This is a genomic window from Streptomyces tremellae, from assembly GCF_039540215.1.
Lineage (GTDB): Bacteria > Actinomycetota > Actinomycetes > Streptomycetales > Streptomycetaceae > Streptomyces > Streptomyces tremellae.
The window spans coordinates 47,408-66,517 of sequence record NZ_BAABEP010000003.1; the positions used below are offsets into that span (position 1 = coordinate 47,408).

Annotated in this window: 16 protein-coding genes and 1 pseudogene; 7 read left to right on the forward strand and 10 right to left on the reverse strand. The window is 73.8% G+C overall.

The features are described 5' to 3' along the window. Positions 1-9 precede the first annotated feature (9 nt). Positions 10-219, forward strand: a complete 210-nt coding sequence (locus tag ABEA77_RS03885) for a hypothetical protein (protein WP_345641157.1) — start codon at positions 10-12, stop codon at positions 217-219. 37 nt (positions 220-256) lie between these two features. On the opposite strand, the gene ABEA77_RS03890 is transcribed toward ABEA77_RS03885, so the two are convergent. Further along, positions 257-1,060 (reverse strand): HAD family acid phosphatase, encoded by an 804-nt coding sequence (locus ABEA77_RS03890; RefSeq protein WP_345641158.1) that lies wholly within the window; start codon positions 1,058-1,060, stop codon positions 257-259. A gap of 229 nt (positions 1,061-1,289) precedes the next feature. Between ABEA77_RS03890 and ABEA77_RS03895 the strand changes: the two genes are divergently transcribed. Then, positions 1,290-2,027 carry a dienelactone hydrolase family protein gene (locus ABEA77_RS03895; protein WP_345641159.1) on the forward strand — a complete coding sequence of 246 codons (738 nt, stop codon included), beginning with the start codon at positions 1,290-1,292 and terminating at the stop codon, positions 2,025-2,027. Next, positions 2,027-2,314, forward strand: coding sequence for a DUF6295 family protein (locus tag ABEA77_RS03900; protein WP_345641162.1), 288 nt, complete (start codon positions 2,027-2,029; stop codon positions 2,312-2,314). Before ABEA77_RS03895 ends, ABEA77_RS03900 begins: the two co-directional genes overlap by 1 nt. Positions 2,315-2,382: 68 nt before the next feature. Here the strand turns inward: ABEA77_RS03900 and ABEA77_RS03905 are convergent, their stop codons facing one another. Continuing rightward, the gene (locus ABEA77_RS03905; RefSeq protein WP_345641164.1) at positions 2,383-2,883 is read right to left on the reverse strand and encodes a metallophosphoesterase family protein; all 501 of its coding nucleotides are present in this window, start codon (positions 2,881-2,883) and stop codon (positions 2,383-2,385) included. Positions 2,884-3,057: 174 nt separating this feature from the next. Between ABEA77_RS03905 and ABEA77_RS03910 the strand changes: the two genes are divergently transcribed. Genes ABEA77_RS03910 through ABEA77_RS03920 form a run of 3 tightly spaced genes read left to right on the forward strand, consistent with a single transcriptional unit; the run spans position 3,058 to position 7,008 of the window. Continuing rightward, on the forward strand, positions 3,058-3,783 hold the full coding sequence (locus tag ABEA77_RS03910) for a glycoside hydrolase family 16 protein (protein WP_345641167.1): 726 nt from the start codon (positions 3,058-3,060) through the stop codon (positions 3,781-3,783). 55 nt (positions 3,784-3,838) lie between these two features. Then, complete coding sequence (locus ABEA77_RS03915) at positions 3,839-5,500, forward strand: NAD(P)/FAD-dependent oxidoreductase (protein WP_345641170.1); 1,662 nt, start codon at positions 3,839-3,841, stop codon at positions 5,498-5,500. Between the two features lie 14 nt (positions 5,501-5,514). Next, positions 5,515-7,008: an ATP-binding protein gene (locus ABEA77_RS03920; protein ID WP_345641641.1), complete on the forward strand. Its 1,494-nt coding sequence runs from the start codon at positions 5,515-5,517 to the stop codon at positions 7,006-7,008. 57 nt (positions 7,009-7,065) lie between these two features. Here the strand turns inward: ABEA77_RS03920 and ABEA77_RS03925 are convergent. Continuing rightward, positions 7,066-8,949 (reverse strand): annotated as a pseudogene (locus tag ABEA77_RS03925) (Na+/H+ antiporter NhaA); the annotation flags it as partial. Positions 8,950-9,193: 244 nt separating this feature from the next. On the opposite strand from ABEA77_RS03925, the gene ABEA77_RS03930 reads away from it, so the two are divergent. Next, complete coding sequence (locus ABEA77_RS03930) at positions 9,194-10,231, forward strand: peptidoglycan-binding domain-containing protein (protein WP_345641172.1); 1,038 nt, start codon at positions 9,194-9,196, stop codon at positions 10,229-10,231. Positions 10,232-10,296: 65 nt separating this feature from the next. Here ABEA77_RS03930 and ABEA77_RS03935 read toward each other — a convergent pair whose 3' ends face one another. The 7 genes from ABEA77_RS03935 to ABEA77_RS03965 form a co-directional block, all read right to left on the reverse strand. Beyond that, on the reverse strand, positions 10,297-11,841 hold the full coding sequence (locus tag ABEA77_RS03935; RefSeq protein WP_345641173.1) for an alkaline phosphatase D family protein: 1,545 nt from the start codon (positions 11,839-11,841) through the stop codon (positions 10,297-10,299). A 671-nt stretch (positions 11,842-12,512) separates the two neighbouring features. Further along, entirely contained in the window at positions 12,513-13,814 is a 1,302-nt protein-coding gene (locus ABEA77_RS03940; protein ID WP_345641176.1) for an MFS transporter, read from the reverse strand. Positions 13,815-13,914: 100 nt separating this feature from the next. Beyond that, positions 13,915-15,300, reverse strand: coding sequence for an APC family permease (locus ABEA77_RS03945; RefSeq protein ID WP_345641178.1), 1,386 nt, complete (start codon positions 15,298-15,300; stop codon positions 13,915-13,917). Next, positions 15,297-16,184, reverse strand: coding sequence for a carbon-nitrogen hydrolase family protein (locus tag ABEA77_RS03950; protein WP_345641181.1), 888 nt, complete (start codon positions 16,182-16,184; stop codon positions 15,297-15,299). Before ABEA77_RS03950 ends, ABEA77_RS03945 begins: the two co-directional genes overlap by 4 nt. A gap of 108 nt (positions 16,185-16,292) precedes the next feature. Continuing rightward, a complete protein-coding gene (locus tag ABEA77_RS03955) occupies positions 16,293-17,168 on the reverse strand; it encodes a helix-turn-helix domain-containing protein (RefSeq protein WP_345641184.1) in 876 nt (291 codons plus the stop codon). 85 nt (positions 17,169-17,253) lie between these two features. Further along, positions 17,254-17,910, reverse strand: a complete 657-nt coding sequence (locus tag ABEA77_RS03960; RefSeq protein WP_345641187.1) for a peptide deformylase — start codon at positions 17,908-17,910, stop codon at positions 17,254-17,256. 56 nt (positions 17,911-17,966) lie between these two features. Then, the gene (locus tag ABEA77_RS03965) at positions 17,967-18,935 is read right to left on the reverse strand and encodes an aldo/keto reductase (protein WP_345641642.1); all 969 of its coding nucleotides are present in this window, start codon (positions 18,933-18,935) and stop codon (positions 17,967-17,969) included. Between the last annotated feature and the right edge of the window lie 175 nt (positions 18,936-19,110).

A 19,110-nucleotide genomic window follows, 5' to 3' on the forward strand; every position in this document is an offset into this window, starting at 1 on the left:
CCTCAGCCCATGATGCTCTCAGGCGGTGCCGCGTCCGAGGACATGGAACCCAGCGTTCCCGGGTTCCGCGAGCGGGCCGCCGCCGCTGGTGCGCTCAGGGCCGCCGCCGCGGTGGTGCGGGAGGCCGAGCCGCCGGCCCCCGTGTCCCTGCCCACGCCCCGCGCGGTGCGCCGTACCGCCGCCGCGGGCCCGTCGCCGGCCTCCGCGGCGGCGCGCTGACGCCGGACCGGCATCCGGCGCCGCCGCGGAGGATGCCTCACTCGACGAAGTAGGTCGGGTTGGGCAGCTTGTACGCGTGGTCGGCGTGGCCACCCGTCAGGTCGGACTGCTGGTCGCCGATGTTGCCGACGATGTCGTAGCCGCTCGCCTCGATGTGGGCGCGGGTGCCGGCCTTGAACTCGACCGTGGAGCAGTTCCAGGCCGCGGCGGTCGCGCAGTCGGCGAGGTAGGCGGGCGGGTGGGCCTTGTCCTTGGTGAAGAAGTGGGCCGTGTCCAGGGCGGTGTCGTACCCCGCCTTCCTGAGGTTCTTCACCGCGGGGTCGCGCAGCTCCTCGGCGAGGCCGGTGAGGAAGAAGACGGTGACGCCGTGCTTCTTGGCGTACGAGACCAGCTTCGGCATCCCGTAGACGGCGGGCCTGTCGGCCTTCGAGACGAAGGCGTTCCAGGTGGCGTCCGAGTAGACGTAGTGGGTGTCGCGCTCGTAGGTGAAGCTGAGCAGCGCGGTGTCGTCGACGTCGAGCACGATGGCCGGCTTGCCGTGGTGCCCGCCGTGGCGGGCCGCGCTCGCGCGGGCGATGTCGTGCTCCGCGCGGGCCTCGACCCGGGCGAGGTCGCGGGCGTAGGGGCTGTCGGGCGAGGCGTGCCAGGTGCCGTCCGCGGCCTGGGTCGCACCGTAGTAGTCGTCTATCTGACCGGTGAGCAGGCCGATGTTCTCCGGTTCCGAGCCGGCGTGCCCGTGGCTCCCGCTGTCGGCGCCGGCGACGCCGGTCCCGTAGAGGATGCCGGCGGCGAGCGCGCCGGCCGCGACCGTGGCGGCGGCGGCCTGGTGGAACGTGCGCATGAAGGTGCTTCTCCCCTCTGGTGGACATGTCATGTCCACCCTGTATCTACGCGCATCACACCACAGGTTCACCCGCGGCGGGGCGGTGTTGCCGTATTGACACCTCACCGTCTCCCGGCGGTGTGCAGCGGCCGTCGGAAGGGGGTTCTCCGGGAGGGCGGGCCGGTGCCGGGGGGCCCGGGAAAGAGGCTTAGTGTACGAGCCAGCAATCCGCACCGAAGGGACTTCGATGTACGACGCAGTGCTGGCCGAGACCATCAGCATCACCGGTCACGGCGGGGACACCATCGAGGCGTACTCCGCCCGCCCGATGGCCGCGGGACCGTTCGGCGGTGTCGTGGTGATCCACCACATGCCCGGGTACGACGCTCCCACCAAGGAGATCGTCCGGCGGTTCGCGGCCGAGGGCTACGCGGCCGTCTGCCCGAACCTCTACAGCCGCGAGGCGCCCGGCGCCGAGCCGGACGACGCGGCCGCCGCCGCGCGGGCCGCGGGCGGCGTGCCCGACGAGCGCCTCGTCGGCGACGTGGCCGGTGCCGCCGCCTACCTGCGCGGCCTGCCGTCGTCCAACGGCAAGGTCGGCACGATCGGTTACTGCTCCGGCGGGCGCCAGTCGTTCCTCGCGCTCGCCGACGTCGACGTGCAGGCGGGCGTCGACTGCTACGGCGCGTTCGTCACCGGCACGCCGCCGGAGGGCTTCCCGCTCCAGGTCTCTCCGCTCAAGGACCGGGTGAAGGACCTGCGCGGCCCGCTGCTCGGCCTGTTCGGCAACGACGACCAGTACCCCTCGCCCGAGCACGTCGACGAGTTGGAGGAGGAGCTCAAGGCGCAGGGCAAGCCGTACGAGTTCCACCGCTACGACGACGCGGGGCACGCGTTCTTCGCGGTCGACCGGCCGAGCTACCGGCCGCAGGCCGCGACGGACGGCTGGCAGAAGATCCTCCGCTTCTACGGGAAGCACCTCTGATGTGCACCTACCTCACCGAGAAGTTCGCGCTCGACGGCAGCGGCAAGGGCGCGGACGGCTACTTCGCGCTCACCGAGGCGATGGTCTACGTGGACCACCCGCAGCACGCCCCGTACGAACACACCGTCAACATCGACTTCCTCAACCCGTCGCAGGGCCCCTCGTCGCGGGTGGCCGTGGAGCTGACCGAGGAGTCGGCGCTCGCCCTGATCGACGCGATCCGCTCGGCGCTCGCCGCCGCGCCTCCCGGGCTGACCTCGGCGGCCCCCGCGAAGACGGCCGCCTGACCCGGCCGGTGTGTGCGGGCGCCCCCGGCCCGTGCACACCGCCGCGCCGCGGGGCGCGGCGGAACCGCTCAGCGGAGCGGCAGCCGGTGCAGGCGCACGTCCGCCGGCCGGCCGTCCGCCACCTCGACGGTGGCGTAGGTGCAGTGCGGCTCGCGCCTGCGGTCGGTGGGCGAGCCCGGGTTCAGCAGCCGGAGCCCGCCGGGCGTCGTACTGTCCCAGGGGATGTGGCTGTGGCCGAAGACCAGCACGTCCACGTCGGGGAAGCGCTCGGCGCAGCGGCGCTCCCTGCCCTGCGCGGGCCCCGTCTCGTGGACGACGGCGAACCGCAGGCCGCCCAGTTCCGCGTACGCCACCTCGGGCAGGCGGGCCCGCAGCCCCGGGCCGTCGTTGTTGCCGTACACCGCGACGAGGCGGCGGCAGCGCTTCTCGAAGAGGTCGAGCGTCGGCTCGTCCACCCAGTCCCCCGCGTGCAGCACCGCGTCGGCCTCGCCGAGCGCGTCGAGCAGTTCCCCGGGCAGCGCCCTGGCCCGCCGGGGCACGTGGGTGTCGGAGGTCAGCAGCAGCCGCATGGACCCAGGCTAGGCCCCGCGGCCGGGCACGCGCGCGGCCGGCGTACGCGTGTGCGGGAGGCGTGCGGTCGGGGCGCGGGCGGCGGCGCCGTACCGGGCTCGTACGCGCGTACGCGGGGTGTCTCCCCCGCCGTTTTCGGGCGGCCGGGCGGCCTGACTCCCTAAGGTGCCCGGATGTCCGTGAAGCAGTGGTTCGCGTCGTTCTTCCCTTCCCAGCGCTCCCGTCCCCGCGCGTCCGGCCCGCGCAGGTCCGGCCCGGTGTGCTTCGAGGCCGACTTCGGCTCGACGAGGCAGTGGGTCCAGGGCCGCTCCTGGGCCTATCCGGACGGCGGGCCCGTCAACCCGGGCGACAACAAGCTCGACCACCTGGTGACCGATCCCGCCTACTGCCGCGACGGCGCCTTCCTCGCGCGGCGGCGGCCGGACGGGCTGTGGAACACGGGGCTGCTCACCACCGAGGGCAGCGAGGGCGCCTTCATGGTGCGTACCGGCGACGTGCTGGAGGTCCGCGCGCGGCTGCCGGAGGGGCTGGGCGCGTGGCCCGCGGTGTGGACCTGGCGGGACGGCGGCAACGAGGTCGACGTCTTCGAATACCACCCCGACAACCCGGACGTGCTGGAGCTGTCGAACCACGTCGGCGGCGCGGGGCACGACCACAGGGACCCCGCGCTGCGGCCCGGGGCGTGGGTGACGGTGCGCACCGAGTTCGGCGCCGGGTCGGTGGTGTGGTGGGTGAACGGCAGCCGGGTCTTCGCGGACGGCCGGGGCGTGGGGCGGGGCTGGCAGGCGTATCTGATCGTGAACCTTTCGGTGTCCGCCGGCCGCTACCACCCCGCGCCCGAGCGCTCGCAGAGCGCTCTCCGCTTCGACGTCGGGCGGCTTCGGGTGCGCCGTCCCTAGACTGGGGTACGAAGCACCGTTCGAAGACCACGGGGGCTGCCCGGATGATGGTGCCATGACGAATCCGACGATCCTGACCGTCGACGACGACCCCACGGTGTCCCGCGCCGTCGCCCGGGACATCAGGCGCCGCTACGGCGAGCGGTACCGCGTGGTGCGCGCCGGGTCGGGCACCGAGGCCCTGGACGCGCTCCGCGAGATCAAGCTGCGCGGGGAGCAGCTCGCCGTGATGCTCGCGGACTACCGGATGCCGCAGATGAACGGGATCGAGTTCCTCGAACAGGCGATGGACCTGTTCCCGCTGGCGCGGCGGGTGCTGCTGACGGCGTACGCGGACACGGACGCGGCGATCGACGCGATCAACGTCGTGGACCTCGACCACTACCTGCTCAAGCCGTGGAACCCGCCGGAGGAGCACCTCTACCCGGTGATCGACACGCTGCTAGAGACCTGGCTGGCGACGCCCGACCCGGCCGCGCAGATGACGCGGGTGGTGGGCCACCGCTGGTCGCGGCCCTCGTTCGCGGTCCGGGACTTCCTCGCCCGCAACCTCGTGCCGTACCAGTGGCTGCCGGTGGACGAGCCGGAGGGCGAGCGGCTGCTCGCCGCCGCCGGCGTGCCCGAGGGCACGCCGCTGCCGCTCGTGGTGCTCGCCGACGGCAGCTCGCTCGTGGCGCCGGCGGAGAGCGAACTGGCCTCGCGGGTCGGGCTGTCCACGACACCCGCGTCCGACTTCTACGACCTGGTCGTGATCGGCGGCGGGCCCGCGGGACTCGGCGCCGCGGTCTACGGCGCCTCGGAGGGGCTGCGCACGGTCCTGGTGGAGCGGGAGGCGACGGGCGGGCAGGCCGGCCAGTCGAGCCGCATCGAGAACTATCTGGGGTTTCCCGACGGCGTCTCCGGCTCCCAGCTCACCGAGCGGGCGCGGCGGCAGGCGCTGAAGTTCGGCGCGGAGATCCTCAGCGCGCGGGAGGTCGTGGCGCTGGAGGCGGCGGGCTCCGCCCGGGTGCTGCGGCTCGGCGGGGGCGAGTCGATCGGCGCGCACACGGTGGTGCTCGCCACGGGCGTCTCGTACCGGCGGCTGCCGGCGCCCGGCCTCGACGAGTTCACCGGCGCGGGCGTCTACTACGGCTCGGCCGTCACCGAGGCGCAGAACTGCTCGGGTGAGGACGTGTACGTGGTCGGCGGCGCCAACTCGGCGGGCCAGGCGGCCGTCTACTTCTCGCGGTACGCGCGCCGGGTGCACGTCCTGGTGCGCTCCGGGGATCTGACGCGCTCCATGTCGAGCTATCTGATCGACCAGATCGCCGCGATCGACGGCATCGTCGTCCACCCCCACACGGAGGTGGCCGACGCGAAGGGCGACGACCATCTCCAGCAGCTCACCCTGCGGGACGTGCGGTCGGGCACGACGGAGACCGTCGACGCGTCGTGGCTGTTCGTCTTCATCGGCGCCGCGCCGCGCACCCAGTGGCTCGACGGCGTGGTGGCCAGGGACCCGCGCGGGTTCGTGGTGACGGGTCCCGACCTGGTCGCGGGCGGGAAGCGGGTGGCGGGCTGGCCGCTGCCCCGCGACCCCTACCACCTGGAGTCCAGCGTGCCCGGCGTGTTCGCGGCGGGCGACGTGCGGGCCGCTTCGGTCAAGCGGGTCGCCTCGGCGGTCGGCGAGGGCGCGATGGCGGTCTCGCTGGCCCATCGTTATCTGGAGGCACAGTGAGCACGGCGGATCGGATGGCGCCCGGGGAGCTGCGGGAGCTGTTCCTCTTCGAGAAGCTCGACGTGGAGCAGCTGCGCTGGCTGTCCGAGCGCGGGCGCAGGGAGCGGCGGCCGGGCGGCACCGCAGTGTACCGGGAGGGCGAGCCCGCCACCTGCTTCTACGTGCTGCTGAGCGGCGCGGTGGCGCTCAGCCGGGTGCTGCACGGCGACGATGTCGAGGTGTCGAGGACCGAGCAGCGCGGCGTGTACGCGGGGGCGACGCAGGCGTATCTCGGGGACCGGGTCGACCAGGTGTACAAGAACTCGCTGCGCGCGGTCAGCGACGCGGAGTTCTTCGTGCTGCCCGCGGACGAGTTCGCGACGGCGGTGCGTACGTGGTTCCCGATGGCGCTGCACCTGCTCGAAGGGCTGTTCTTCGGGTCCCGGGCCGCCAACTCCCTGGTCAACGAGCGGGAACGGCTGCTCGCGCTCGGGTCGCTCTCGGCGGGTCTGACGCACGAGCTCAACAACCCGGCGGCGGCCGCGGTGCGCGCCACGGAGGCGCTGCGCGACCGGGTGGCGGGCATGCGGCACAAGCTGGCGCTCATCGCCGACGGACGCCTCGACGGCACCCGGCTGCACCAGCTGGTGGAACTGCAGGACACGGCGGTCAAGCAGGCGGCGGCCGCGCCCGCGCTGTCGGCGATGCAGACCTCGGACGCCGAGGACGAGCTCTCGGACTGGCTGGAGGACCGCGGCGTCGCGAAGCCGTGGGACATCGCGCCGACGCTGGTCGCGGGCGGCGTGGGGGTGCCGTGGCTCGCGACGGTCGCGGACACCGTGGGCGAGGCGTACCTGGACTCGGCGGTGCGCTGGCTGGCGTACGCCATCGACACCGAGCTGCTGATGGGCGAGATCGACGACGCGGTCACCCGGGTGTCGGACCTGGTGGGGGCGGCGAAGAAGTACTCGCAGCTGGACCGGGCGCCGCAGCAGACGGTCGACGTGCACGAGCTGCTCGACGCGACGCTGACGATGCTCCGCGCGAAGGTCCCGCCGGGCATCGGCATCGTCAAGGAGTACGACAGGACGCTGCCGGAGATCCCCGCGTACGGCGCGGAGCTGAACCAGGTGTGGACCAACCTCATCGCCAACGCGGTCGACGCGATGGGCGCCTCGGGCACCCTGACGGTGCGCACCTGGGCGGAGGACGGGCGCAGGCTGCTGGTGGAGATCGGCGACACGGGCACGGGCATCGCCCCCGAGGTCAGGCCGCGGATCTTCGAGCCGTTCTTCACCACGAAGGGCGTCGGCGAGGGTACGGGCCTCGGCCTGGACATCTCGTACCGCATCGTCGTCAACAAGCACCACGGCGACATCCGGGTGGAGTCGCGTCCGGGCGACACCCGGTTCATCGTGTGCCTGCCGATGGTCCAGGAGCCGGACGGCGGCGCGGCGGAGGACCCCGGCGGCGACGGCGGGCCGGGCGCGGTGCCGGGCGCGCCGGGGACCTGGGCGGGCTCCGCGTAGGGGCCGCGCCCGGGGGCGCCCGCCGGGGCCGGCCCTCGGCGGCCAGCCGCCGAGGCCGAGGAGGGCGCGCTGGCGCGCTGTGCGGACCGCCTTCGACAGGTGGCCGATGTCGTACGCGCCGGTGTGGCGGCGGCCGTTGACGAAGAAGGTGGGCGTGCCGGAGACGCCGCTGAGGTCGGCGGACTCGACGTCCTCCGCGACGCGTGCGGCGCCCGCGTGGCGCCGCACGTGGCGGTCGAAGCGCTCCAGGTCGAGGCCGAGCCGCTCGGCGTACCCGCGCAGGTCGGCGACGCGCAGCCCGCCCTGGTGGTCGAGGAGCAGGTCGTGCATGGCCCAGAACGCGCCCTGCTCGGCGGCCGCCTCCGAGGCCTCGGCGGCGATCTGGGCCCGCGGGTGGACGTCGGTGAGCGGCAGGTGCCGCCACACGTAGCGGACGTCGTCGCCGAAGTCGGCGAGCAGGGCGCGGATGGCGGACTCCGCGCGCCCGCAGTAGGGGCATTCGAAGTCGCCGTACTCGACGACGGTGACGGGGGCGTCGTGCGGCCCGCGCACCTTGTCGCGTCCGGGGTCGACGGGCACCGCGAGGTCGATCAGGGGTTCCGCGCTGCCGAGCAGGGCCCGGCCGCGCTGCGGCTTGGGGAGGCGGCCGAGTGCGGCGGTCACCGCCCAGGTCAGCAGGGAGGCACCGAGCAGGGCGGTGAGGATGCCGATCTTCGCCTCGGCGAGGTGCCTGCCGTGGAAGGCGAGCGTCGCGATCAGCAGGGACACGGTGAATCCGACACCCGCGACGGTGCCGCCCGCGCCGACCGCGCCCCAGCCGACGGGCGGGCGGACCCGGCCCCGGGTCGCGGCGGACGCGGCGAGGGTGGAGCCGAGTACGGCGGCGGGCTTGCCGAGGACGAGTCCGCAGGCGATGCCCCAGGTGACGGTCGAGGAGAAGGCGCGGTGCAGCTCGCCCGCGCCGATCCCGATGCCCGCGTTGGCGAGGGCGAACAGCGGCACCACGGCATAGCTGGTCCACGGGTGGAAGGCGCGCTGGAGCCGTTCGTTGGGGGAGATCGCCGAGGCGAGGCCGCGCCGGGCGGTGCGTTCGAGCTCGGGGGTGGGCTGCTCGCGGAAGCGCCGGAACAGCCCGCTCGCGCGTTCGAGGTCGTCGCGGGCCGCGGGGTAGGCGTAGGTCAGCAGTCCCATCACGAGGCCGGTGACCACGGGGTCGATGCCCGATTCGAGGAGGGCGACCCAGATGGCGAGCGCCAGGACCGCGTACCCGGCGCCCTGCCGCAGCCCGGCCGCGCGGACGGCCAGGACGAGGGCGAGGAGGCCGACGGCGGTCAGCAGCGCGGGCAGCGCGATGTGGCCGCTGTAGGCGAAGGCGATCACGGCGAGGGCGACGAAGTCGTCCACCACGGCGACCGAGAGGACGAAGGTGCGCAGCCCTGGCGGCAGCCTGCGGCGCCCGAGCAGGGCGAGGATCCCGAGGGCGAAGGCGGTGTCCGTGGACATGGCGGCCCCCCAGCCGTGCTCCGTGCCGTGTCCCGCGTTGAGGGCGAGGTAGACCAGCGCGGGCACGGCGAGGCCGCACGCGCCCGCGACGAGCGGCAGCGCGACGCGGCGCCGGTCGCGCAGCTCGCCCATGTCGAACTCGCGCCGCGCCTCAAGGCCGACGACGAAGAAGAACAGCGCCATCAGACCGCTGTTGACCCACTCGCGCAGGCCGAGCGAGACGCCGAGGGACCCGACCCGTACGGAGAGGACGGTGTCCCAGACCGCCCGGTACGTGCCGGGGTCCGTGTTCGCCCACACCAGTGCCGCAACCACGGCCGCGAGGAGGACGGCCGCGCCGCCCGTCTCGGTGCGCAGGAAGTCGCGCCACGGGGAGCTGACGCGGTTCCCGCACTCGGTCCTGCCCGTGTACGCGTTGCCTGCCCCGGATGCCGTCACGCGGCAATTCTGCCTCCTGCACCCCGCACACACCGCCCGCGACCTGCGCGGCCCGGGTGTGCCGCAGGCGCGGCGGGCGATCGGTCATGATCGGGACGGAAACGCAACCACCGCGATTTTTTTGCCCTTTCAGGCAGTTGATGCCCCCTTATGACCGAAAAGCCGCAGCGGCGCACACGGCAGAATCGCACCGCATGCCCATTCGGCTCCGTGCGCGCACACCGCATCCACGAAGGGAACGTCGGTGAAGCCAGAACCCTGTCCCCGTTGTTTCGCTCCCGCGGGCGAGGACGGCACCCCGGACTGCGCCTGCGCGGTCACCGTGGCCGCGCTCCGGGCGACGGCGGGCGGGAGCGCCGCCGGGGACAGCGCCGGCGCCGGGGACGCGGCCCCCGGCGCGGCGTCCGGCCTTGAGGCGCCGGACTCCCCCGGCCTGCCGTCCGGCCAGGAAGCCTCCGACGCCCCCGGCGCCGTAGCGCCCCTGGACCTTCCGGCGGGCGGCGGGGGACCCGGGACCGGCACGGCCTCATCACCCCCGCCCCCGGAGTCCGCGGCCACGCCGGCCGAGGGCGGCGCGGAGGGCGGCGCCCCGCTCGCGGGGTCCGTGATCGAGGCGGGGGCCGCGGGAGCCCCGGGTGCCGCGCCGTCGGCTCCGCGCCGCAGGCGCAAGGGGATGCTCATCGCGGCGGCCGCGGGCGCCGTCGTCGCGGCGGTCGCCGTCGCGGCGGGCACGGGGGCCTTCGGCGGCGACGGCGCGGACACGGCCCGGGGGACCGCCGCCGGCACGCCTGCCGCGGCGCTCCCCGGCGGCCGGCTCGTCGCTCGCCCGTCCGGCGCGGCCACCGGTGCGATCGCCTCGGACACGGCGACCGCGCCCTCCCCCGGCCGGTCGGCGGGCGGCGCCGCCAAGGCAGGCCACGCCGGAGCCGCGCACCCGGCCGCCTCCCCGGGCAGCGCGGCGGCGACGGAGGCCGCCGCCTCCCCCACCGCCTCGGGCGAGGGCTCCCCCGCCGCGTCGGACACGCCGAGCGGCGCGGCGAGCGCGCCCACAGCACCGCCGGTCCTCAAGGAGGGCGACAGCGGCCCCGAGGTCGTTGAGCTCCAGAAGCGGCTCGGCCAGCTGCTCCTCGTCTACCTCGGCCCGGCGGACGGCGTCTACGACGCGGACGTCGAGGACGCCGTCGCGCGCTACCAGCGGTCCCACGACATCACCGCAGACCCCTCCGGCGTCTACGGCCCCGCCACTCGCGAGGACCTGGAGTCCCGCACCCACGAGCCCTGAGCCGCGGTGCCGCACGCCCGGGGCCCCCGCACCGGGCGGCGGAGGCCTCTTCGGGGCGGACGGGGTCAGACGGTGCGGACGCCGGGCCTGCCCTCGTCGACGCGGAGTCGGGTGAGGGCGCTGCTGGTGGACGTGGGCTTGAGCACGGAGCCCACGACGCGCACCTGGGCGTCGATGCCGCGGCGGTCGATGTCGAAGAGGTGGTAGCCGCGGTGGCAGTCGATGAACTTCCAGTGCGGGTTGTCCTTGCGCAGCGGGTCCCACTGGGCGTTGAACGCGCTGACGTCCTGGTCGCCGTTGGAACTGATGGAGGTGCCGACGAACTCGGCCCCGACGACGGCTGACCTGGGGTCGGAGAAGTCCTTCTTCAGGTCGCTGATCATCGTCAGGTGGCGGTCGCCGCTGAGGACGACGGGGTTGCGGATGTGCTGGAAGCGCGCCATCAGTTCGTTGCGCTCGGCCTGGTAGCCGTCCCAGGCGTCGTAGAACCAGTTCTTGCCCGGCCCCGCGACGTTGTCCGTCTCGGCCATCATGATCTGCGAGGCGACGACGTTCCACCGGGCGTAGGAGCGTTCGAGGCCGTTCAGCAGCCAGGACTTCTGGGTGGCGCCCAGCATCGTCAGCTTGGGGTCCTCGGCGGCAGCGTCCGAGGTGACCTGGTTGCTGCGGAACTGGCGGGTGTCGAGGACGTTGAGCCGCATCAGGCTGCCGAAGTCGAAGCGCCGGTACATCTGGATGTGGGGGCCGTTCGGGACGGCGGTGGCGCGGACCGGCATGTGCTCGTAGTACGCCTGGTACGCGGCGGTCAGCCGCTGCACGAAGGCGTCGTGCGACTGCTTGTCCGGGTCCTGGGGGACCTCGCCCGCGAAGTCGTTGTCGACCTCGTGGTCGTCGAAGGTGACGATCCAGGGGGTGGTCTCGTGGATCGCGTTGAGGTCGGGGTCGGTGCGGTACTGGGCGTACCGGTTGCGGTACTGGTCGAGTGTGACGGGCTCGCCGCTGCCCTCGTGGACGCGGACCGACGACGCGGTCGGGGCGGACTCGTAGATGTAGTCGCCGACGAACAGCACGAAGTCGGGGTCCTGCTCGCGCATGTCGGCGTAGGCGTTGAAGTAGCCCTGCTGCCAGTTCTGGCAGGACGCGAGCGCGACGCGGAGCTTGGAGGGCGAGGTGTCCACGGTGCGGGTGCGTCCGACGGCGGACAGGTGGTCGCCGGAGCGGAAGCGGTACCAGTAGTCGCGCCCCGGGCGCAGTCCCCGCACGTCGACGTGGACGCTGTGGCCGAAGGCCGGTTCGGCTTGGGCGGTGCCCTGCCGGACGATCCTGCGGAACTTCTGGTCCTCGGCCACCTGCCAGCTGACGTCGACCGCGCTGTCCGGCATGCCTCCCCCGTGCAGCGGGTCGGTGGCGAGGCGGGTCCAGATGACGACGGCCGTGGTGAGGGGGTCGCCCGACGCGATGCCGAGGGTGAAGGGGTCGGCGGCGGCGCGTCTTGAGGCGGAGCGCGGGGCCGCCGAGGCGGCAGGTGCGAGGGGGATCTGTCCTGCGGCGAGGGCTCCGGACGCGGCGGCGCCTGCGGCGATCAGCCGGCGGCGGGTGATTTCTGGCATGGCGTGGTCCCTTCTGGTGGCGGCAGGGCCGCAGGCAAGATGGCAGGCGGACAGGGGTGGGAACCCGACATTCCATCGACAGGGCCATGACATTGGCGTGTCGAGCGGTCCCGCATCGGTCATATCCGGCGGGCGCGCCGGCTCCACGCTGCGCGGCGGGGGCCGTGGGGGCGCGGCCGGCCGGGTGACACGGCGTCAGAAGGCATGCCCTGTGCCTACCATGCCCCGGGCCGATGATCGGGGAACGCGGCGCGGGCGGACGCCAACATCCCCCGGTGCGGGCCCCGGCCAGGGGTGCCCTGCGGTGCGCCGCGCGGCCCGGGGACGCACGGGCTGCCGTCCTGCTCCGCGGGCCCCGGCGCCGTGTCGGCCGGGAGCGACGGGGCCTGCGCGTCCGCGTGCCGGGGGCCGGCGCGCCGCCTTGGCGGCCGTTCGGCCCGCCCGGTGCGGGGCTGCCCGGCTCGGCCGTCCGGACCTGACGCTTCCCCGCGGGGGCCCTCGTCAGCCCGCGCGTCGGGAAACCGGTCCGCGGACGCGTCTGAAGGGTGCCGGGGCCCGTCCGCCGCGGTGTGACAGGGCCCGGCCGGCCGGGCCCTGTCGCGCCCCAGGGCGGCGCGGGACGTCCTGCTGGGCTCCGGCGGAGTGCCGGTCCAGGTCTCCTCGGCTGCGGCTCAGGACTCCTCGACCCGGTCCGCGGGTTCCGGCGCCCCGGGGCCGGGGCGCGGGGCGGGTGTCTGCGGCAGAGAGACCGCGGCGACCGTGGAGCGGCGGTTGCGGGTGCCCGTGGTGGCGAACTCGGAGTAGCGCGGCACCCACCGCATCAGCGCGCCCGCGGCGACGATGCCGACCGCGCCCATGGCGACGATGCCCGCGGCCAGGCTGCCGAGGGACGCGGCGGCGGAGACCACGAGGGGGCCGCCCGCGCTGCCCGAGTCCGCGCACAGCCGCCACACGCCGAGGAACTGGGTGCGGGTCTCGGGCGGCGCGACATCCGCGCCGAGCGTCATCAGGATGCCGCTGCCGATGCCGTTGCCGAAACCCATCAGCATCGCCACCACGGTCAGTGACACCAGGCCGTGGGTGAGCGGCAGGAGCGCCTGGGTCAGGCCGAGGACCAGCATCGAGGGGATGGCGATCCACAGCCGCCCGAGGCGGTCCATGACCTGGCCAGAGGGGTAGAAGGTGAGCATGTCGATCAGGCCCGCGATGCCGAAGACGACGCTGGTGGTCGACGCGTTCTGGCCGAGGTGCTCCGCCCACAGCGGCAGCACGGTCTGACGGGTCGCGCGCACCGAGCCGACGAGCAGCACGGCCATGCCGAGGGTGAGGAAGACGCGCCGGTGGTCGCGGACCACGGTCCGCACGGACACCGGCTTCCTGTCGCCCCTGGCGTGCGCGGACGACGGGTCGGCGACGTCCGGTACGAACAGCAGCACGCCCGCGGTGACCGCGGTGAACGCGAGCGCGAGCCAGTAGATGTCGTGCACGGGCCGGTCCCGCAGCACGGCGGCGCCGATGAACGGGCCGACGAACGCGCCGACCCGCGACATCCCGCCGAGCGTCGACAGCGCCCTCGCCCGCAGCCCGATCGGGATGACCTCCGTGAGGTACGACTGCCGGGCCAGGATGAACACCGCGTTCGTGGCGCCGGTGGCCGTGACGGCGAGCGCCAGCTCCCACACCGTACGGGCGAACGCGCAGCCGCACAGGGTGAGCGCCGCCACGCCCGCCGCCACCAGCATGGCCTTGCGGTCGCCGAGCCTCGCGGCGAGCGCGCCCGCCGGCACGTCCCCGAGGATCTGCCCGACGCCGAGCAGCGCGAGCACCAGCCCCGCCGCGCCCACGGACGCGCCGAGCGCCCGGCCGCTGAGCGCGAGGACGGGGGCGAGCGCCCCCATGCCCGTCTCGAAGGTGAGCGCCGGGAGGAACACCGCGGGTACCAGGCTGAGCAGGGTCACGGGGCGGGAGGACACCGTACGCGGCCTCATTTCCGGAAGTGGGCAAGGATGAGTGGTCCTACCAGATAACCAGACGCTCCCCGCGCTCCGGCACCGTGTCCCAGGCTCTGGACGCTCACACGTCGGCGGCGGCCCGGGGCTCGTCCCCCTCGCTGAAGTCGAGGGTCGGGGGCGGCCTGCGGAACAGCCGGGTCAGCCACGCGAGGTAGAGGATGCCGAGGACGAGCCAGGCGAGGCCGAGCTCGACGGCGCTGCTGTCCAGGTGGGCGAGCAGCCACACGTCGACGCCCGCGCCGATCAGCGGCGCGACGACGTGTCCGGCGACCCCGGGGGCGCGCCCGGCCCTGCGCTCCCTGACGAAGGTCGCGAGCACGGACAGGTTGACGAAGGTGAAGGCGGTGAAGGCACCGAAGTTGATGAACGACGTGGAGGTCGCCACGTCGAGCGTCAGCGCGATCAGGCCGACCGCGCCGGTCAGCAGCACGTTGAACGCGGGGGTGCGGAAGCGGCGGTGGATGCGGCCGAAGACCCGGCTCGGCAGGGCGCCGTCGCGCCCCATCGCGTACAGCAGCCGGGAGGTGCTGGCCTGCGCGGCGATGCCGGAGGCGGTCTGCGCGACGACGAGCCCGGCGAGGAAGACCGAGGAGAAGACGTCGCCGCCGACGGCCTTGGCGATCTCGAACGCCGCGGAGCCGGTGTCCTCGAAGCGGCTGCCCGGGTGGGCGAGCTGGGTGACGTAGGCGACGAGGACGAAGATGCCGCCGCCGATCAGCGCGATCAGCAGGATCGCGCGGGGCATGGTGCGCCGGGGTTCGAGCGTCTCCTCGGTGAGGGTGGTGACGGCGTCGAAGCCGAGGAAGGAGTACGCGGCGAGCGCGGCGCCCGCCGAGACCGCCGAGACGGTGCTCGCGCTGTTCCAGAACGGGGTCGCGTCCGCGAGTCCGCCGCCGCCGTGCAGCTCCACCACGTGCCGCGCGGACAGCGCCACGAACGCCGCGATCACCAGGACCTGGAAGACCATCAGCAGGTCGTTGACGCGCTCCGCGGTCCTGATGCCGCGCACGTTCAGCACGGTGGTGAGCACGATGAAGCCCAGGACCCACACCCACAGCGGTACGCCGGGCCACTCGGCCTTCAGGTAGGAGGCCCCGATCAGCCAGATGACCATCGGCAGGAAGAAGTAGTCGAGCAGGGTGGCCCAGCCGACGAGGAAGCCGACGCGGCCGTCGATCGCGCGGGTGACATAGGTGTAGGCGGAGCCCGCGACGGGGTGGGTCGCGGCCATCCGTCCGTAGCTGTGCGCGGTGAACAGCATGGCGACGAGCGCCAGCGCGTACGCCACGGGCACGGCCCCGTGGGTCGCGTCGGCGACCACTCCGAAGGTGCCGAGCACGATCAGCGGGGTCATGTAGGCGAGGCCGAACAGGACGACGGAGCGCAGTCCCAGCGTCCTGTCGAGCCCCGGGGCCTGTGCGCCGTCCTTGGCGGGTTCCGTGCTCATCGCGTGGCCTCCTCCGCCGGCCCCGGACGCCAGCTGCGCGGGTCGATCCGCCCCTCGTACAGCGGGAGTTCGAGGGGCGCGTCGCCCTCCTGGAAGACGTCCCACACCCGGGTCACCCCGGCCGTGCCGTGGGTCCGCACGCGGGTGACGTCGTCCAGGTCGAGCACGTCGGTGAGCACGGTGGGCGCCTCGGACGGCGCCTGAACCCGTACCCGGCCCTCGGGGTCGACGACGACGCTGCGTCCGGTGCCCGCGGGGCCCGCGGTGTTCACGCTCACGACGTGGACCTGGTTGACGATGGCGTTGGCGCGGGCGAGGACGAGTTCCTGCGCCCGGTCGGCGGTCGTCGTCATCACCGGGTTGACGATCACCTCCGCGCCCATCCACGCCAGGTGGCGGGAGACCTCCGGGTACCAGGCGTCGTAGCAGACGGCGAAGCCGATCCTGCCGGTGCCCGGCACGTCGAAGACGACGAACCGGTCGCCGGGGTCGTACGGCTCGTAGGGCCGCCAGGGGAACACCTTGCGGTAGGAGGCGGCCAGCCTGCCCTCCGGGGAGAACGCAAGTGCGGTGTTGAACAGCTCGCCGCCGGGGCCGAGTTCGCAGACCGTACCGGGCAGCAGCCACACCTTGAGATCGCCGGCGAGCTCGGCGAGCGCCCTGGCGCGGGGGCCGTCGAGCGGCTCCGCCGCGGCGCGGAGCCGCTCGTCTGCGTCGGCCGCGCCGGGTTCGACGCCGCACAGGTGGAGTTCGGGGTGGACCACCATGCGCGTGCCGGGCAGCCGGCGCAGGAGGCGCTCGGTGTCCGAGGCGAAGCCGGCGAGGGGGGCCTGCGCCGGGTGAGGGGCCGCCTGGACCAGTGCGAGGGGAAGGGGTCGGGACATGCGCTCGAAAATAGATCAGAACGATCATCGGGGCCAGGCGGCGCGGCTGCCCCTCCTCCCGGGCGCGCCGGGGCTCGCCCGATGCAGGTCAGGTGAGTTCGGCGCAGGTCAGGTGAGTTCGGCGCGTATGCTCCGCAGCTCCTCGCGGGTCTCACGGACGGACAGGGCGCGCGCCGAGAGGTTGTCGAGGACTTCGAGGTACGCGGCGCTGTCGGGCCTGCGGTCGAGGTAGACGGCGCCGGTGAGGTTCTCCGTGTAGACGATGTCGGGGAGTTCGACCACGTCGAACCTGAACAGGGTGAAGGGACCGAACGCGCCGAGGTGCGGTCCGATGGCGAACGGCAGCAGTTGCAGCGTCACATTGGGCGTCGTGGTCGCCTCGATGAGGCGGTCGAGCTGCCCGCCCATCACGCCGGGGCCGCCGACCGGGCGGCCCAGCACGGCCTCCTCCATCAGGATCCAGAGCATGGGCGCGTCGGCCTTGGCCAGCAGCTGCTGGCGCTTGATGCGCAGCGCGACCCGCCGGTCCAGCGCCTCCGGGTCCTTGGGCGCGCCCGCGCCCAGCACACCCCTCGCGTACTCCTCGGTCTGCAACAGGCCGGGTACGTAGTGGGGTTCGTACGTCCTGATGAGGCTGGCCTCGTCCTCCAGGCTGACGTAGGCGCCGAACCAGTCGGGCACGGCGTCGCGGTAGCGGTGCCACCAGCCTGGCAGGTTGGCCGCCTTGACCAGTTCGACGAACTGGTCGGCCTCGGCCGTGTCGACGCCGTACAGCTGGAGCAGCAGCCGCACATACGGCAGTTTGAAGCTGACCTCGGAGTTCTCCATCCTGCGGATGGTCAGCGGGGTGACGTCGAGCAGGGCCGCCGCGCTCTCCCTGGTCACGCCGGCGCGCTCGCGCAGCGCGAGGAGCCGCTTGCCGATCACCATGCGCAGAACCGTGGGCGCGCTGCCGCCGGAGCCTCCCGGACGGATCTCGCTCATCGCGCGATCACCACCTGACACCCTTTCACCCGGTCGAGTCTGCCAGCCGCCTGTCCGGACGGCCAGGTTCCGGCCGTGACCGGGCTCATGCTTCCGCGCCCGCGCCGCCGCCGGGCAGGTCGAACCCGAGGGCGCGCGCCGCCGCTTCGGGGGTGGGCTGGTTCCAGTGCCCGAGCACGGCGGCGGTGCTGGACAACGAGCGGGTCTCGGCGATGTCGAGGTAGAGCCTGCCGTCGAGGTGGTCCGTCTCGTGCTGGACGATCCGGGCCGGCCAGCCGGTGAACTCCTCGTCGCTCTCCCGCCCTTGCTCGTCCTGCGCGCGCAGCCGCACCGTGCGGTGGCGTACGGTCACGGCCTGCCAGCCCGGCACGCTCAGGCAGCCCTCGAAGAACGCGGCGCGGCCGGGGCCGAGCGCCTCGTAGCGGGGATTGACGAGTACGCGGAAGGGCTGCGGCACCCGTTCCCTGGCCTCGGCGACCTCGGCGGGCACCTCGGCCGGGTCCTCGATGACGGCGAGCCGCAGCGGGATCCCGATCTGCGGGGCTGCCAGGCCGACGCCGGGGGCCGCGTGCAGGGTCTCCCGCATCGCCGCGACGAGCCGCGCGAGCCGGTCGGCGCCGAGCTCTCCCTCGTACGGCGGGAGGGGGCGGCGCAGGACCGGCTCGCCCGCGGCGACGACGGGCGCGGGGCGTTCGCCGTCGAGGAGGGCGTCGACGAGCGCGGCCAGGGAAGGAGTTCGCATGGATCAAGCCTGCCAGACGCCGCCCCGGGGCCGGAGCGGCGTCCCCTGCCGGCGGGTCAGAAGCCCGCCACGCCGTGCGGCTGGTAGGGCTCCTCAAGGAGCGCGGTCTCGTCCTCGCCGAGCTCCAGGTCGAGGGCGGCCACCGCGTCCGTGAGCTGCTGGGGGCGGGTGACGCCGACGATGGGCGAGGTCACCGCGGGCCGCTGCGCCACCCAGGCGAGGGCGATCTGCGCGGGCGGCACACCGTGCTTGGCGGCGAGGTCGATGACCCGCTCGACGACCGTGCGGTCCTCCGGGTGGTAGAGGGTCTTGCCGAACTCGTCGGTGTCCGAGCGCGCCGTCTGCGCGTCCCACGGGCGGGTGAGCCTGCCGCGGGCGAGCGGGCTCCACGGGATGACGCCCACCCCCTGGTCGGCGCAGAACGGGAGCATCTCGCGCTCCTCCTCGCGGTAGATCAGGTTGTAGTGGTTCTGCATGGACACGAACCGCGTCCAGCCGTGCAGGTCCGCGGTGTAGAGCGCCTTGGCGAACTGCCAGGCGTGCATGGAGGAGGCGCCGATGTAGCGGGCCTTACCCGCCTTGACGACGTCGTGGAGTGCTTCGAGGGTCTCCTCGATGGGCGTGGCGTCGTCCCAGCGGTGGATCTGGTAGAGGTCCACGTAGTCGGTGCCGAGCCGCCGCAGGCTGTTGTCGATCTCGGAGAGGATCGCCTTGCGGGAGAGCCCGGCGCCGCCTGGGCCCGGGCGCATGCGGTTGTAGACCTTGGTGGCGATGACGACGTCGTCGCGGCGGGCGAAGTCCTTCAGCGCACGGCCGGTGATCTCCTCGCTCGACCCGTCGGAGTAGACGTTGGCGGTGTCGAAGGTGGTGATGCCCGCTTCCAGGGCCTGCTTGATGAGGGCCCTGCTCTCGTCCTCGCCGAGGCTCCAGGAGTGCTTGCCGCGCTCGGGGTCCCCGAAGCTCATGCAGCCCAGGGTGACGGCCGAGATCTCCAGACCCGTGTTGCCCAACCTCGTGTAGCGCACGACCACTTCTTTCAGTGCGTTGCCAAGGGCCGCCGGGGCGGCCCCCTGTGCCGGTGTGCCGGGGCGCCGCGAAGGTGCCACCGGCCGACCCACGACCCTAACGAGGGGCGCCGCCCGCGGACAAGGGGGCCCGGACCGGTGCCCGCCCGACGTGTGCGCGCGGACGGGCAGGCCG

What these genes read in the sequence shown, in the direction of transcription:
- ABEA77_RS03895 (WP_345641159.1), top strand. Translation starts at nt 1,290, where the DNA reads ATGTACGACGCAGTGCTGGCCGAGACCATCAGCATCACCGGTCACGGC.
- ABEA77_RS03935 (WP_345641173.1), bottom strand. Translation starts at nt 11,841, where the DNA reads ATGCCAGAAATCACCCGCCGCCGGCTGATCGCCGCAGGCGCCGCCGCG.
- ABEA77_RS03955 (WP_345641184.1), bottom strand. Translation starts at nt 17,168, where the DNA reads ATGAGCGAGATCCGTCCGGGAGGCTCCGGCGGCAGCGCGCCCACGGTT.
- ABEA77_RS03885 (WP_345641157.1), top strand. Translation starts at nt 10, where the DNA reads ATGATGCTCTCAGGCGGTGCCGCGTCCGAGGACATGGAACCCAGCGTT.
- ABEA77_RS03890 (WP_345641158.1), bottom strand. Translation starts at nt 1,060, where the DNA reads ATGCGCACGTTCCACCAGGCCGCCGCCGCCACGGTCGCGGCCGGCGCG.
- ABEA77_RS03920 (WP_345641641.1), top strand. Translation starts at nt 5,515, where the DNA reads ATGGCGCCCGGGGAGCTGCGGGAGCTGTTCCTCTTCGAGAAGCTCGAC.
- ABEA77_RS03960 (WP_345641187.1), bottom strand. Translation starts at nt 17,910, where the DNA reads ATGCGAACTCCTTCCCTGGCCGCGCTCGTCGACGCCCTCCTCGACGGC.
- ABEA77_RS03900 (WP_345641162.1), top strand. Translation starts at nt 2,027, where the DNA reads ATGTGCACCTACCTCACCGAGAAGTTCGCGCTCGACGGCAGCGGCAAG.
- ABEA77_RS03945 (WP_345641178.1), bottom strand. Translation starts at nt 15,300, where the DNA reads ATGAGCACGGAACCCGCCAAGGACGGCGCACAGGCCCCGGGGCTCGAC.
- ABEA77_RS03910 (WP_345641167.1), top strand. Translation starts at nt 3,058, where the DNA reads ATGTCCGTGAAGCAGTGGTTCGCGTCGTTCTTCCCTTCCCAGCGCTCC.
- ABEA77_RS03950 (WP_345641181.1), bottom strand. Translation starts at nt 16,184, where the DNA reads ATGTCCCGACCCCTTCCCCTCGCACTGGTCCAGGCGGCCCCTCACCCG.
- ABEA77_RS03905 (WP_345641164.1), bottom strand. Translation starts at nt 2,883, where the DNA reads ATGCGGCTGCTGCTGACCTCCGACACCCACGTGCCCCGGCGGGCCAGG.
- ABEA77_RS03915 (WP_345641170.1), top strand. Translation starts at nt 3,839, where the DNA reads ATGACGAATCCGACGATCCTGACCGTCGACGACGACCCCACGGTGTCC.